This is a genomic window from candidate division WOR-3 bacterium, from assembly GCA_039801905.1.
Lineage (GTDB): Bacteria > Hydrothermota > Tepidihabitantia > Tepidihabitantales > JBDRVQ01 > JBDRVQ01.
The window spans coordinates 1-12212 of sequence record JBDRVQ010000001.1 but is presented as its reverse complement, the minus strand read 5'-3'; the positions used below and the strand labels follow the sequence as shown (position 1 = coordinate 12212).

The 12212-nt window shown below is 42.8% G+C and carries 14 protein-coding genes and 1 tRNA gene; 6 read left to right on the top strand and 9 right to left on the bottom strand.

Going from position 1 to position 12212, the window contains the following annotated elements:
* Positions 1-11 precede the first annotated feature (11 nt).
* The 3 genes from rplR to ABIL00_00065 form a co-directional block, all read right to left on the bottom strand.
* Positions 12-368: a 50S ribosomal protein L18 gene (rplR, locus tag ABIL00_00075; protein ID MEO0109161.1), complete on the bottom strand. Its 357-nt coding sequence runs from the start codon at positions 366-368 to the stop codon at positions 12-14.
* 256 nt (positions 369-624) lie between these two features.
* Entirely contained in the window at positions 625-1464 is an 840-nt protein-coding gene (locus ABIL00_00070; GenBank protein MEO0109160.1) for a ParB/RepB/Spo0J family partition protein, read from the bottom strand.
* Positions 1465-1480: 16 nt separating this feature from the next.
* A complete protein-coding gene (locus ABIL00_00065) occupies positions 1481-2245 on the bottom strand; it encodes an AAA family ATPase (GenBank protein ID MEO0109159.1) in 765 nt (254 codons plus the stop codon).
* A 289-nt stretch (positions 2246-2534) separates the two neighbouring features.
* Here ABIL00_00065 and ABIL00_00060 point away from each other — a divergent pair.
* The 4 genes from ABIL00_00060 (at position 2535) to ABIL00_00045 (ending at position 4849) form a co-directional block, all read left to right on the top strand.
* Positions 2535-2607: transfer RNA gene (locus ABIL00_00060), tRNA-Met, on the top strand.
* A gap of 12 nt (positions 2608-2619) precedes the next feature.
* Positions 2620-3540, top strand: a complete 921-nt coding sequence (locus tag ABIL00_00055) for a branched-chain amino acid transaminase (GenBank protein ID MEO0109158.1) — start codon at positions 2620-2622, stop codon at positions 3538-3540.
* Complete coding sequence (rpiB, locus tag ABIL00_00050; GenBank protein ID MEO0109157.1) at positions 3541-3987, top strand: ribose 5-phosphate isomerase B; 447 nt, start codon at positions 3541-3543, stop codon at positions 3985-3987.
* 10 nt (positions 3988-3997) lie between these two features.
* The gene (locus ABIL00_00045) at positions 3998-4849 is read left to right on the top strand and encodes a hypothetical protein (protein MEO0109156.1); all 852 of its coding nucleotides are present in this window, start codon (positions 3998-4000) and stop codon (positions 4847-4849) included.
* Here ABIL00_00045 and ABIL00_00040 read toward each other — a convergent pair.
* Positions 4828-6099, bottom strand: a complete 1272-nt coding sequence (locus ABIL00_00040; GenBank protein MEO0109155.1) for an SLBB domain-containing protein — start codon at positions 6097-6099, stop codon at positions 4828-4830. The two genes, ABIL00_00045 and ABIL00_00040, sit on opposite strands and share 22 nt — an antisense overlap.
* Positions 6100-6172: 73 nt before the next feature.
* On the opposite strand from ABIL00_00040, the gene mutM reads away from it, so the two are divergent.
* Positions 6173-6991: a bifunctional DNA-formamidopyrimidine glycosylase/DNA-(apurinic or apyrimidinic site) lyase gene (gene mutM, locus ABIL00_00035; GenBank protein MEO0109154.1), complete on the top strand. Its 819-nt coding sequence runs from the start codon at positions 6173-6175 to the stop codon at positions 6989-6991.
* Here mutM and ABIL00_00030 read toward each other — a convergent pair whose 3' ends face one another.
* Genes ABIL00_00030 through ABIL00_00010 form a run of 5 tightly spaced genes read right to left on the bottom strand, consistent with a single transcriptional unit; the run spans position 6992 to position 11666 of the window.
* Positions 6992-7564: a hypothetical protein gene (locus tag ABIL00_00030; protein MEO0109153.1), complete on the bottom strand. Its 573-nt coding sequence runs from the start codon at positions 7562-7564 to the stop codon at positions 6992-6994. It abuts the gene before it with no gap.
* Positions 7561-8688: an FAD-binding oxidoreductase gene (locus ABIL00_00025; GenBank protein ID MEO0109152.1), complete on the bottom strand. Its 1128-nt coding sequence runs from the start codon at positions 8686-8688 to the stop codon at positions 7561-7563. The genes ABIL00_00030 and ABIL00_00025 overlap by 4 nt, the downstream gene beginning before the upstream one ends.
* Positions 8675-8956: a (2Fe-2S)-binding protein gene (locus ABIL00_00020; GenBank protein ID MEO0109151.1), complete on the bottom strand. Its 282-nt coding sequence runs from the start codon at positions 8954-8956 to the stop codon at positions 8675-8677. The genes ABIL00_00025 and ABIL00_00020 overlap by 14 nt, the downstream gene beginning before the upstream one ends.
* A complete protein-coding gene (gene sppA, locus ABIL00_00015; protein ID MEO0109150.1) occupies positions 8953-11145 on the bottom strand; it encodes a signal peptide peptidase SppA in 2193 nt (730 codons plus the stop codon). Before sppA ends, ABIL00_00020 begins: the two co-directional genes overlap by 4 nt.
* Positions 11142-11666 (bottom strand): 4Fe-4S binding protein, encoded by a 525-nt coding sequence (locus ABIL00_00010; GenBank protein ID MEO0109149.1) that lies wholly within the window; start codon positions 11664-11666, stop codon positions 11142-11144. Before ABIL00_00010 ends, sppA begins: the two co-directional genes overlap by 4 nt.
* A gap of 214 nt (positions 11667-11880) precedes the next feature.
* Here ABIL00_00010 and ABIL00_00005 point away from each other — a divergent pair.
* On the top strand, positions 11881-12212 hold a 332-nt coding region (locus ABIL00_00005; GenBank protein MEO0109148.1), incomplete at its 3' end, for a leucine zipper domain-containing protein.

Genomic DNA, 12212 nt, shown 5'->3' with positions numbered 1-12212 from the left:
TTCTAACTCCTCTAAAATTTTAACCCTCCTTCCCGAGCACCTTCGGCTAATGCTTTTACCCGACCGTGGTATTTATAACCACCCCGGTCAAAGACCACCGCTTGGATATTTAAATTTTTTGCCTTTGCAGCCAAAAGTTTACCCACCTCTTTGGCAATCGCCACCTTCCCTTTGAGATTTCCACTCATTTCCCTAATCTCTTTGGCTAAGGAAGAGACCGCGGAGATCACCTTTCGATTTTCATCATCAATCAAAATCGCATAGATGTGCTTATTACTTCTTTTCACTAAGAGGCGCGGGCGTAGCGCTGTTCCTTTCACCTTCTTCCTAATCCGAAGGTGTCGGCGCAATAATTTATCTTTAATCATAGAATTTGATTATATTGGGGAATTTTAAAATGTCAACTATAATTTTGAAAAGGGTAAAAATGAAAATGAAAAAGGGTGGGATAGGCAAGAGTTAAAAAATGTCTATAAAAAATGTCTACATAAAAGTCTCTCCTTGATTCTCACCCTATCCCGGTCTTTTCCTCTCCCAAAGTAATAGAAATCCCATAACTTAACCCAAGCCTTCCTTAATTCGGCGTGTCTCTATCCTCGTCTCTCCCCGTCTCCTTTTTAAATCTCACCTTTTTATTAAACGGATAATCCGATTGAAATCTTCGTCCGAAAGAAATTCAATTACGATTTGACCTCTTTCCCCTCTTTTTATAATTGAGACATTGGTACCCAGATATTCTCGGAGGAGGTCTTCCATCGCCTGGAGGTAGGCATCTTTTTCTTTTATCATCTCTTTTTCTCCGCCTTTTCTCTTTTCTTGAGAAGTTAACTTCTCCACCTGCCGTACCGAAAGGGATTCCCGAATAATTCGTTCGCATAAATCTTCTTGTTCTTTCCGATTGTTTAGCATCAAAAGGGCGCGGGCGTGACCCGCAGTAATTTTCCCTTCCTTTAAGTAGTCTCTCACCTTTGGCGGTAAGGTTAAGAGGCGAAGGGCATTGGCAACCGCAGAGCGACTTTTATTTACCCTTTCGGCAATCTCTTCCTGAGTTAAATGGAATTCTTCTACTAACCGTTTATAAGCCAATGCCTCTTCCAAAGGGTTCAAATCTTTGCGCAAAAGGTTTTCAATCAGTGCTAACTCTAATGCCTCCGACTCGGAGGTTTCCTTAATGACCGCCGGAATAACCGATAAACCGGCTTCCTTCGCTGCCCGAAGTCTTCTCTCCCCGGCGATCAGTTCGTAACCCCCTTCTTTCCTCCGGACTAATATCGGTTGGAGAATTCCTCTTTGTTTTACGGAATTTACCATCTCCGTAATATCCTCTTCGGGATTTTCTCGAGGTTGATAGGGATTAAATTGGATCTCTTCCACTTTCAAGTATCTGATTTCCCCTTCTACCGCTGCTTTCCCCTCTTCGGATAGAAGGGCAGCCAATCCTTTTCCCAAAACCTTCTTTGTCATTTTACCTCCCTTTTGTTCATCGCCCACTATTTATTATCTCCTCCGCTAATGCTAAATAGGCTTTGGCACCAACGGAATTTTTGGCGTACTGAAATATTGACTTATTAAAACTTGGTGCCTCCGCCAACCGGACACTCCGAGGGATTGTGACATTAAAGACTAACTTTCCAAAATATCTCCTCACCTCCTGGGCAACTTGTTTTGTAAGGTTGAGCCTTTCGCTATACATCGTTAAGAGGATACCGGCAATTTCAAATTTTGGATTAACCTTGTGGCGGATGAGATTTATCGTGTCCAGAAGTCTGGCGACACCTTCTAAGGCGTAGTATTCGCATTGGATAGGGATTAAAACGCTATCCGCCGCGGCTAAACCGATGATCGTTAAAATTCCTAAGGAGGGGGGGCAATCAATAAGAATCCAGGAGTAATGAGAAGCGATCGGTTCTAATGCTTCTTTTAAGAGGAGTTCCCGATTTTCTAAGTGTAAAAATTCTACCTCCCCGCCCGCTAAATCAATATTAGCGGGAAGAAGATCTAAATTTTTTTGAACATCTCTAATTATCGCCGTCGCCACCTTCTCTTTTTCCAAAAGGCAATGGTAAATGGAAAGGTTAATTTTTCTCTTATCCACACCCAAACCTAAGGTGGCATGCGCCTGAGGGTCCAAATCGCAGAGTAAAGTCTTTTCTCCTTTTAGGGCAAAGGCGCAACTGAGATTGATCGCTGAGGTGGTTTTTCCGACACCGCCCTTTTGGTTCGCGATAGAGATTATCCTGGGCATTGGTTAAAATTACTTTATTTTTTCAACTTGTCAAGCAGAATCTTCGTCCGTTTGGGAAGAAAATCGGGCAAGGTCTTTTTGGGATCGGATGGATTTTATTAAAATGATTTTTCGGGCAATGGTATTTACTCTTTCCTCTAAAAAGCGTTGCTGAATTTATTTGACATTTTATAATTTTGGCTTAAAATAAGACCTATGAATTATTTAATTTGCCGCCCCTTCGTAAGTTCCTTATTCAACCCACCTCACTATTCACCTCCTACTTGCGAGGGGCGGCGGAAAACGGATGGGCGGCGTAGCTCAGTTGGTAGAGCAGGAGAATCATAATCTCTTGGTCAGGGGTTCGAGTCCCTTCGCCGCCATTAAAAATAAATATGCCCATAGAGAAGGCGAAATTCATTTGGATGGATGGGAAATTGGTCCCCTGGGACGAAGCGAAGATTCATATCCTATCTCATGTGGTCCATTACGGAACTGGAGTTTTTGAAGGCCTGCGCTGTTATAAGACGAAGAAAGGTTCCGCCATCTTCCGGCTAAAAGAGCATACCGAAAGGTTATTCAATTCCGCAAAGATTTATCGGATGGAGATACCATTTTCTCAGGAAGAGGTCAATCGGGCTTGCATAGAAACGATAAAGGCTAACGGGCAAGAGGAATGTTATATCCGACCGATTGTTTATCGCGGTTATAACGAACTGGGTGTTAATCCTTTTCCCTGTCCGGTTTGTGTCGCCATTGCCACTTTCTATTGGGGAAAATATTTAGGAAAGGGGGCAACGGAAGAAGGAGTGGATGTGATGGTCTCTTCCTGGAACCGAATGGCACCCAACACCTTTCCGGCGATGGCTAAGGTCTGCGCCAATTATATGAATTCCCAATTAATCAAGATGGAGGCTCTCAGTTATGGCTATGCGGAAGGGATTGCTTTGGATATCTTCGGCTTTGTGAGTGAGGGTTCTGGCGAGAATATATTTTTGGTGAAAAATGGAAAGTTATATACCCCACCCCTTCATGCCACCATCCTACCGGGAATTACTCGGGATACGGTAATAAGAATTGCCAAGGATTTAGGGATAGAAGTGATAGAAGAGATGATTTTAAGGGAGTTTCTCTATTTAGCGGATGAAGCCTTTTTCACAGGAAGTGCCGCGGAGATTACGCCAATCCGTTCCATCGATAAAATTAAAATCGGCGATGGTAAGGTGGGAAAGATAACTAAGAAGTTGCAAGAGGAATTTTTTGCGATTGTGATGGGGGAAAAGGAAGATAAATACCATTGGCTCACCTATCTCTAAATGAGAATTGGCATCGCCAGTGACCATCGGGGCTTCCCCCTAAAAGAAAAATTAAAGGCGAGTTTTCCTAAAATAAGATTTCTTGACTTTGGGACATTTAGCGAAGAACCAACTGATTATCCCGATTATGCCTTTCGGGTAACGGAGGCGATTCAAAAGAAAAGATTAAACCGGGGGGTTTTAATTTGTGGTTCGGGATTGGGGATGACAATCGCCGCCAATAAAGCAAAAGGGATAAGAGCCGCGCTCTGTCTTAATAAGGAGATGGCAAAGATGGCGCGGAATCATAATAATGCCAATATCTTGGTTTTGGCGGCAAACTTTACCCAAGAAGAAGAGGCAAAAGAGATCCTTACCACTTTCTTAAAGGAGAAATTTGAGGGAGGCAGGCATAAAAGGAGGATTGATAAGATCGCCAAATACGAATCCCAGAGAGAAACTTGTTAGTTCTTAAAAGGTGAAGATTGTTCCGGTCGCCAGTGAAAGTTTAGGAGTGAGGAGTATGGCGACCGTCGTGATCACAAAAGATTTATCAATCTTTATTGACCCCGGTGTTGCCCTTTCCCCTTCTCGTTTTAATTTACCGCCCCATCCCTTAGAAGTGAAGCGAAAAGAAGAGAAATGGCAAGAGATTATTAACTGGGTAAAGATTTGCGAGGTGATAATCGTTACCCATTATCACTATGACCACCACAACCCAGAATCTCCTGAGATTTATCAAAATAAGGTCTGTTTTTTGAAAGATCCCCAGGGGAATATCAATGAGAGCCAAAGGAGGCGGGCGGCGCATTTCTTAGGAAGGATTGAGAATTTTGTTGCCCGCTGGGAGATAGCGGATGGCAGGGAATTTTTTCGGAAAGGGGTGCGGATTAAATTTTCGCCGCCCGTCTTTCACGGAAAGGCGGAATATTTAGGTTTTGTAGTAGAGGTGTTAATCGACGATGGCGAGAAGTTTCTCTTCACTTCCGATGTCCAGGGTCCACTGCGAGAAGAGGCGGTGAGTTTTATTTTAGAGAATAAGCCGGATATTATCCTGGCGGATGGGCCAATGACCTATCTCTTAAATTATCGCTATTCCTTAGAAGATTTGAACCAGGCTTTAGAAAATATCAGAAGAATTTTGAGGGAGAATTCAAAGGCCATCTTCATTTTAGACCACCATTTAACCCGGGATGAGAATTATAAATCTTATCTCCCTCAGGAGTTCTTGGGAAAGAGGATTTTCAGTGCCGCCGAATATTTGGGTCAAAACGATGATTTATTAGAAGCCAAGAGAAGGGATTTGTATCAACGGGCAAGTAAAAGGTAGGCGATAGAACCCGCAAACGGTGTGAAGGCGGCTAAGATTGTCACATAGTCCTGCCACCACTTAAAGGAAAGACGGGGGACAAAGATCTTATCTCCTGGTTCAACGATTGGGTCATCTTTTAAGGAGATTTTCTTATTCTCCCTTTGGATATATGCCCTTTTTCGGTTAGCAAAGATGGTATATCCTCCAGCCTTACCAATATAATCGGATGCCCGATTATTAGGGAAAAAGAGGTAACTACCCGGAGAGTTTACCTCCCCTTGGACATAGACTTCAGATTTGATGGCAGGGATGATGATGGCATCCCCATCCCTTAGTTCAATATTTTCAGGATGATTTTTATCTTGTAGGATTTTAGAAATTTTAAGTGGGATTTTTACTTTTTCTCCCGTCGTTCGGTTAATTCGTTCTAAATAACTGGCATCTAAGTCCGCCCAAGGGGCAACCCCACCGGCCCTTTCAATTATATCAGAGACTCTTTCCCCGGGGCTCAGTTCGTAGAGACCTTCGCTAATCCTCTCTCTTTCGGCGGTCAAAACCGCATACCGGATCCGGTATTCGCCCCGCCCGAACACCGCCCCTTTCACAATTACCGAACCGACCCGGGGTGGAACATAAATCCGGTCGCCCGATTCTAAAAATGGATTAGCGGAGATATCACCTTTCGTTTCAAATTTTTCCAAATCAACCGGGATAATTAAAGTATCCTGTCGGATAAGTTTTATATTTCGTTTTGAACCAAGAGGTGTGAGATTACCTGCCCGAAGAATGACATGGGAAACTCTTTCTACGGGTGAGGCGTTGTAAGCACCAGGATTTTGTACTTCCCCGGTGACGAAGACAACAATGGAGCGGAGATTGGTTAAGGTCAGTTTTATCTTAACTTCCTTAAAATATCGGGAGAAGACAGAAGTTAGAGAATCTTGGGCTTCTTTTAGGGTTAAACCGTGGATATTAATAACATCAACAATCTCCCTTTGGGGTAAGGAACGTTCCCAAGGACCAAATAAGGATTTTGGTATTTGGATGGTAATTTTACCTTCATAAGTAATTACCGCATCATAAGAATAAGTTATTCCCCCAGTAACAGTGATTAAAAGACCATCACCCGGCATCAGAACATATCTTTCTGAAATTATAGGCGTCTCAACACCCAAAATCTCTTGGGGCGCAGAAGGAGAGGAAGAGATTGGTAGAGAAATCTCCGCCTGAAAGAATAAAAATAAGATTATGCCCATATTTAGAAACATTAGTAATTTTAGGTAGAAATTGACTTTTGTCAACATTGATTTGACAGGATTTATAATGGTCATATAATAGAAGATGCCAGAGTTGCCAGAGGTGGAGACAATAAAAAGGGAACTGAGCCCCTTTCTGAAAGGGGAAAAGATTAGGGATGTAATTATTAAAAGAGAAGAGATTATCGGCTTCCCATCGGTTAGGGTTTTTAAGAGGGAACTGATTGGGAAAGCGATAAAGGATTTAGAGAGACGGGGGAAGTACCTCATTTTTCTCCTCTCTGATGGAAGTAGATTGCTTTTTCATTTGAAACTTTCGGGAAGGTTGATTCTCCATCAGGGAAAAAGAGAATTGAGACACGAGAGGTTAAAATTGGTCTTGAATAAGAGAAACCTCTCTTTCGTTGAGCCGAGGATGTTCGGCCGGGTATTTTTTGTCCGGAATAGGTTTCCCAATGTTCTAAAAGGTTTCTTAGAGTTAGGTCCGGAGCCATTGGCTAAGGATTTTAATGAGAGTTTCCTGGCGAAGAGACTGAAAAGGAGAAAGGGGAAGATAAAGTCAATTCTTTTGGACCAAAGGGTTGGCTGTGGATTGGGGAATATCTATACGGATGAGTCGCTCTTTTTGGCGGGAATTCATCCGGAAAGGAGCGGTGTTTCCCTTATGCCTTTTGAGATAAGAAAACTTGTCCGCTCCATTAAAAAAGTGTTAAAGGAGGCGATAAGAGATAAAGGGACAACTTTATCAGATTATTTTCGGCCAAACGGCAGGGGTGGAAATTACCAGCTGCGATTAAGGGTTAAAGACCGAGAAGGAAAGCCTTGTCGGCGCTGCGGGACACCAATTGAGAGGATAAAAATTGGCAATCGGAGCACCCATTTCTGTCCGCAGTGTCAAAAGTGATTAATCACCGCTAATTATTTCCGAAGCGGTCTTAAAGATTCTTTCTATATTTTGTAAGATTAATTTTGCCTTTGCCAAGAAATCTTTTGTCTCTTTATCTTTCGCCTGGGGGGAGTTGGCAAGAAGTTCCTCTAAAGTGGCTTTTAAGTACTCAAGATTAATATCTTTACCTAAAAATAGGTCGCTTAGTAGGTTTCTTGCTTCCCGGTAGGCCTCCTCAAAAGTTCTTTTCTCAATCTCAATTATTACCTCTCCCTTTGATTCTTTAATGGGACAGAGGTGGGAAACTTTTATCTTTCCCCTCCCTTCTCTTTTCAGTTTCACAGTGATAATCTTTCGGAATCTTCCCGGAGAGAGGGATTCCCATTCGCTTGTGGAGATGGGGAGGAGGTTTTCATAAGAAATTTCTACGGTTTTAATTCCCACCAAACAGGGGATGTGTTGGTATTGCGCCTCCAATTGGAAGGTCTTTATCTCCCCAACCTTTCCTTTTGCCTTAGGAGGGGAAAAGGAAAAATTGGTTGCCCAAAAAAGAGAAAAGACAAAGAGGAGAGAAAGGATTATCTTTTTCATCGCATCACCTCTTTTTTACCAAAGTCACGATTTAAGCGAAACTCATCTAAGGGGATAGAACTTTTCCCCTTAGTAATCATCTCGGCAAATAATTTACCAATACCGGGGGCAAGCATAAAACCGTGGCCAGACATTCCAGCAACCACATAGAAACCTTCAATCTCAGTCTCCGAGACGATTGGGTTACCATCAGGGGTCATTTCGTAACTTCCTGCCCATTGCCGTAAGATTCTTATTTCCCCCAATTTGGGAATTAACCGCTGCATCCTTCTCGGCATCTCGGTTAAAAATTGGAATGTGGAACTGTTATCCGGTCCCAAAACTGGGGGGATAGGGGTGTAACAGCCGATAATATGTCGGGTGGAGTGAAATTGAAAGAAATAGCAACCATCAGGTCGGTAATCAACAATCATCGGGTCAAAGAGAGAAGGTGCCTCTTCGGTAACGAGTCCTTCGTGTCTTTCCGGATAGATGGGGATTTCAAGGTTAACTAACTTCCCTACCTCCCCTGCCCAGGGACCAGCACAATTAATAACTATTGGAGCGGAAAATTTCTCCCCTTTTTCGGTCCAGACAGAAAAATCTCTCCCTTCTTTTTTAATCTTCACCACTTCGGTATAAGAGAAGAGTTTCCCCTTTTCTCTCTTTATCCCTTCTAAATAACCATAAGTCACCTTGAAGGGATTGGCGTGGCCATCGGTTGGACAGAAGGCTCCACCTAAGAGGTTTTCTAAGTTGAGGGAAGGAACAATCTTTTGGCATTCCTCAGGAGAAATAAAACTTACCGGGAGGTTGAAACTTTTTTGGATGGCAATCGCCTTCAAGTAATTATTCTTCATCTCTTCGCTATGGGCTAAAAAGAGATAGCCACCGGGATACCATTCAATATCCATTTCCAACTCTTCGGATAGTTGGGAGAAGATTTTGACACTTTCGATCATTATTCTGATAGTCAAATTATGGGAAAATTGCTGTCTCACTCCGCCAATCGCCTTACCAGTAGAACCGGCGGTGGGATATTCTTTTTCTAAGATATAAACTTTCCTTTTCTCCTTGGCTAAGTAGTAGCCGACACTGGCACCAACCACTCCGCCACCGATGATTATGACATCAGGGCTTTTCATCTCGGAAATGGGCTAAAATTCTTATCGGCACCGGTTTTAAGGGGGAGCGCCTCTTGGGTAATTTTATCTCTCGGGGAGGAATTTTTGTCTCCCGGCTGATGAGGCGCACAAGGAGAGAGAAACAGGTTCTCCCCTGGCAGTGTCCCATCCCAATGCGCAAAATCCTCTTTAACTCCTCGGGTGTCCGGTAGCCTCTTTTAATCCACTCCATCACCTCTTTCTCTTCAATCCCTTCGCACCGGCAGACAATTTTTGGTCTCTTCTTCACCATAAGCCGAAAGGTTTTAGTGGTGGGTAGTGAACAATTTTCAAATCGGTTAAATGGTATTTTTCTTTTAAGTAAGAGATGAGATCCATTAACCCTCCGGTCTTGTCCACCAAACCCAATTCCCTTGCTTTCTTCCCACTCCAAATCCTTCCCTGAGCCAGAGAGTCAACCTTCTCCTTTTTTAAATTTCGGCCCGTTGCCACCCTTGTCAGGAACTGGTCATAGAAATTTTCTATCACCTTCTTAAATAACTCTTCCTCTTCGGGGGTGAAATGGCGGTCCGGTGAGAACATATCCGCCTTCTCCCCTTTTTTGATAATCTCCCGTTTGATACCTACTTTTTCCGAGAAACTCTGGGTAACGAACTTCATTCCGAAGACGCCGATGGAGCCGGTGAGGGTGGAGTTGAGGGCAAAAATCTCTTCGCCATTACTGGCGCAGTAATAACCACCGGAGGCGGCTAAGGAAGCCATTGAGACATAGACCGGTTTTTTCTTTTTAAGAAGTTCCACCTCCCGCCAGATGACATCGGAGGCGAAGCCATCGCCACCAGGGGAGTCAATTCGGAGAACGACCGCTTTTACCTTCGGGTCATTCTTTATCTTTCTTAAATACCGAACAATTGTCTGACAACCGGTGAAATATTCTCCGGTGAGAAAGTCGGTGTAGGATTCGCCGTAGACGATGGCGCCGTTGATATAGACAATGGCAATTTTATCTTTCTCCCCCCAGTAGTAATCGTAAGGTCTTTTTTTCTGGAAGGACTTTTCACTTGTCTTCCCCTTCACCTTTCCTTCTGCCTTTACGATGCTATCTAAATTATCTTCGTAGGCGATGAGGTCAAATAGCCCTTTCTCTTTTCCCTCTTTTGCCAAAAAGATTCCCTGATTGATGATTTTCTCCGCCGATTCTGTAGGAAAACCTTTTTCGGCAAAAGCGGAGAGGAGCACTTCGTAGAGATCGTCAAGCAAAGTTGTCAATTGCTCTCGGTTTTCTTCACTCATCTTTTCCTCGGTGAAGGTTTCGGGAGCGGACTTGTATTTCCCAAACCTCGCCACATCAACCTCAATCCCCAATCTCTTTAAGAGATTAGCGAGAAAGGTGGTTTGGGTATAAATCCCTTGGATGGCGACATCTCCTAAGGGGTGAAGGATTACCTTATCGGCAACCGTCGCCAGGTAGAAATTTATCGTATTCAAGTTTGGGGTATAGATAAAAACCCTCTTCCCTTTTTCCTTAAACCATTTGAGACAATTTTTCAGTTCTTCTGCCTGCGCCAGGGTTAAGGAGAAATCAGGGGAGATTTTTAAGAGTAAGACCTCAATCCCTTCACTCTCCCTTGCCTTTTCAATCGTAGCGAGGAGTTGGGGGAAGACTTTTTTTCTTCTCTTACCAAAAAGGGAGAAGCCAGAAGGTAAATCTTCTAAACCACCCGCTAGTTCCAGTTCTAAATATCTCTTTTGCGGCGGAAGGAAACTTCGCTTCTCTTCCTTATGATAGGAGAGATAAAAAATTTCGCTTTTCAATTTTTCTTTCCGCTTTGGGGTGCTACTGAAAATAAATCCCAATTCGGGTTGGCCCAAGGAGAAGGAAAATCCTAAACTGAAATTCCTTTCCTGGTCAATCTTAAACTTTAATTCCATCCCGTTTCCCGGAATAATCTCTAAGCCAAAGTTGTGGAAGAAGTTTAATGGTTGCCGGTAAATCATTCCTTCATAATAAAGGGAGATTTCTTTAATCGGTTTTAAGGCAATCCCGGGAATTAAAGGATTTTCCTTTCTGATGCCGGTGAGAACTAAACCCAAAGAGGCAAAGTTTGTATACCGATAGGCAAGACCAAAATCCCAAGAAGAGAGATTTGTCCTTTCGTAACGGAAACCAAAATAAAAATCGGAAAGTTTAATGCCGCTTCCCAAATAATAGGTTCTCGGTTTATCTTGGTAGAAAAAACCAAAATTTCCCAATTGACCAGCAAAAGAGAAATAACTTTGGGATAAAGTTTCTGGTCTTATCGTGATTAAAGAGAAGTGATTATAAAAGAGATAAAAATTTAATTCTCTTCCCGTACCAAGAAGGGCAGGGTTTTTCAAAATTGCCAGGGCATCATCGGTTGTCGCTACGGATTGGGTAGAGGCAAAGAGCAAAGGGCAAAGAGTAAAGAGAAAGTGGAGAATAGAAAATCTTCTCATTTATGCCCCCTTGAAGATTTCTTCTTAAACCATCTAACAACATTAAAATATCTTTTCGGCACTTTTATTTGCACAATAGCGCAGTGGTCAAAGGAAGGTTGGGAAATGATCCGAACGATTTCTCCTTCGCAGACCTTTTTCCCTTCTCGGTTTAAGGCGCAAACCTTTTCCCCTTCTTGAAAATCAATTAGAAACTCGTAGGGGATGGAGATTAGCGCCGAGTCTTTTGTGTAATTCTTATGGACGACAAAGATGCATAAACCCGGACATTTTGGGATACAGAGAAGACAACCGGTGCAACGAGAGAAATCAACCTTTGGGATTTCAATGATACTCCCTTCAATTTTGATTGCCTTCCGGGGACAGGCAAAGGCACAGGGGTTACAAGGGATTTTTTCCACACATTCCACAATGACGCAGGGACCTTTTTCCAAACGTTCTTTTGGTGGGAGGAGGGAAAGTTTTTTGAGGTCCTTCTCCGTCAGGACACCTGTCTTTCGGAAGTTGACGCCTTCTACCATCTTCAAAAATAAAGAAAAAGAGAGACTTTGTCAATATTATCAATGTGCAAGCGTTAACAGTGATCATGACCACTCTAGGGCCCTGGCTCTAAGAATACTCCAAAAGGCTTTTCAAGGCAGTGGACTACCAAAAAACTTTGGCAAAATCTTTAAGTTAAGTAAAATTAAAATAAGATTATGGCTAAATCCATCTTAAACCGAAAAGGAGGGATTTATGCTTGTGGTTGAGTATAAGGTGTTGGTTAAAATAGACCCAATCCTCGCCCGAGAAAAGATATTAGAAGTTTATTTCCAAACCAGAAGAAATATCTCAAAAACTGCCCGGACTTGTGGTGTCTTTTGTAATACGGTCAAAAAGACACTTAAACGCTTTTTAGAGGAAGGGAAAGAGGGTCTTAGGGATAAATCCCATCGCCTGCAAAATCATTTTAATAAAACCCCTCCGGTGATAGAAAAGATGGTGGTAGAGATTTTTGACCAAACGAATTATGGAGTAAGACTTATCTCGGGAAGAATTAGCAAAAAGAGGCATCTCTCTTTCTTATG

Bases quoted from the DNA above. Each gene is read 5' to 3' on its own strand.
- rplR (MEO0109161.1), bottom strand. From the start codon at position 368: ATGATTAAAGATAAATTATTGCGCCGACACCTTCGGATTAGGAAGAAG.
- mutM (MEO0109154.1), top strand. From the start codon at position 6,173: ATGCCAGAGTTGCCAGAGGTGGAGACAATAAAAAGGGAACTGAGCCCC.
- ABIL00_00070 (MEO0109160.1), bottom strand. From the start codon at position 1,464: ATGACAAAGAAGGTTTTGGGAAAAGGATTGGCTGCCCTTCTATCCGAA.
- sppA (MEO0109150.1), bottom strand. From the start codon at position 11,145: ATGAGAAGATTTTCTATTCTCCACTTTCTCTTTACTCTTTGCCCTTTG.
- ABIL00_00030 (MEO0109153.1), bottom strand. From the start codon at position 7,564: ATGAAAAAGATAATCCTTTCTCTCCTCTTTGTCTTTTCTCTTTTTTGG.
- ABIL00_00025 (MEO0109152.1), bottom strand. From the start codon at position 8,688: ATGAAAAGCCCTGATGTCATAATCATCGGTGGCGGAGTGGTTGGTGCC.
- ABIL00_00055 (MEO0109158.1), top strand. From the start codon at position 2,620: ATGCCCATAGAGAAGGCGAAATTCATTTGGATGGATGGGAAATTGGTC.
- ABIL00_00040 (MEO0109155.1), bottom strand. From the start codon at position 6,099: ATGTTTCTAAATATGGGCATAATCTTATTTTTATTCTTTCAGGCGGAG.
- ABIL00_00010 (MEO0109149.1), bottom strand. From the start codon at position 11,666: ATGGTAGAAGGCGTCAACTTCCGAAAGACAGGTGTCCTGACGGAGAAG.
- rpiB (MEO0109157.1), top strand. From the start codon at position 3,541: ATGAGAATTGGCATCGCCAGTGACCATCGGGGCTTCCCCCTAAAAGAA.
- ABIL00_00065 (MEO0109159.1), bottom strand. From the start codon at position 2,245: ATGCCCAGGATAATCTCTATCGCGAACCAAAAGGGCGGTGTCGGAAAA.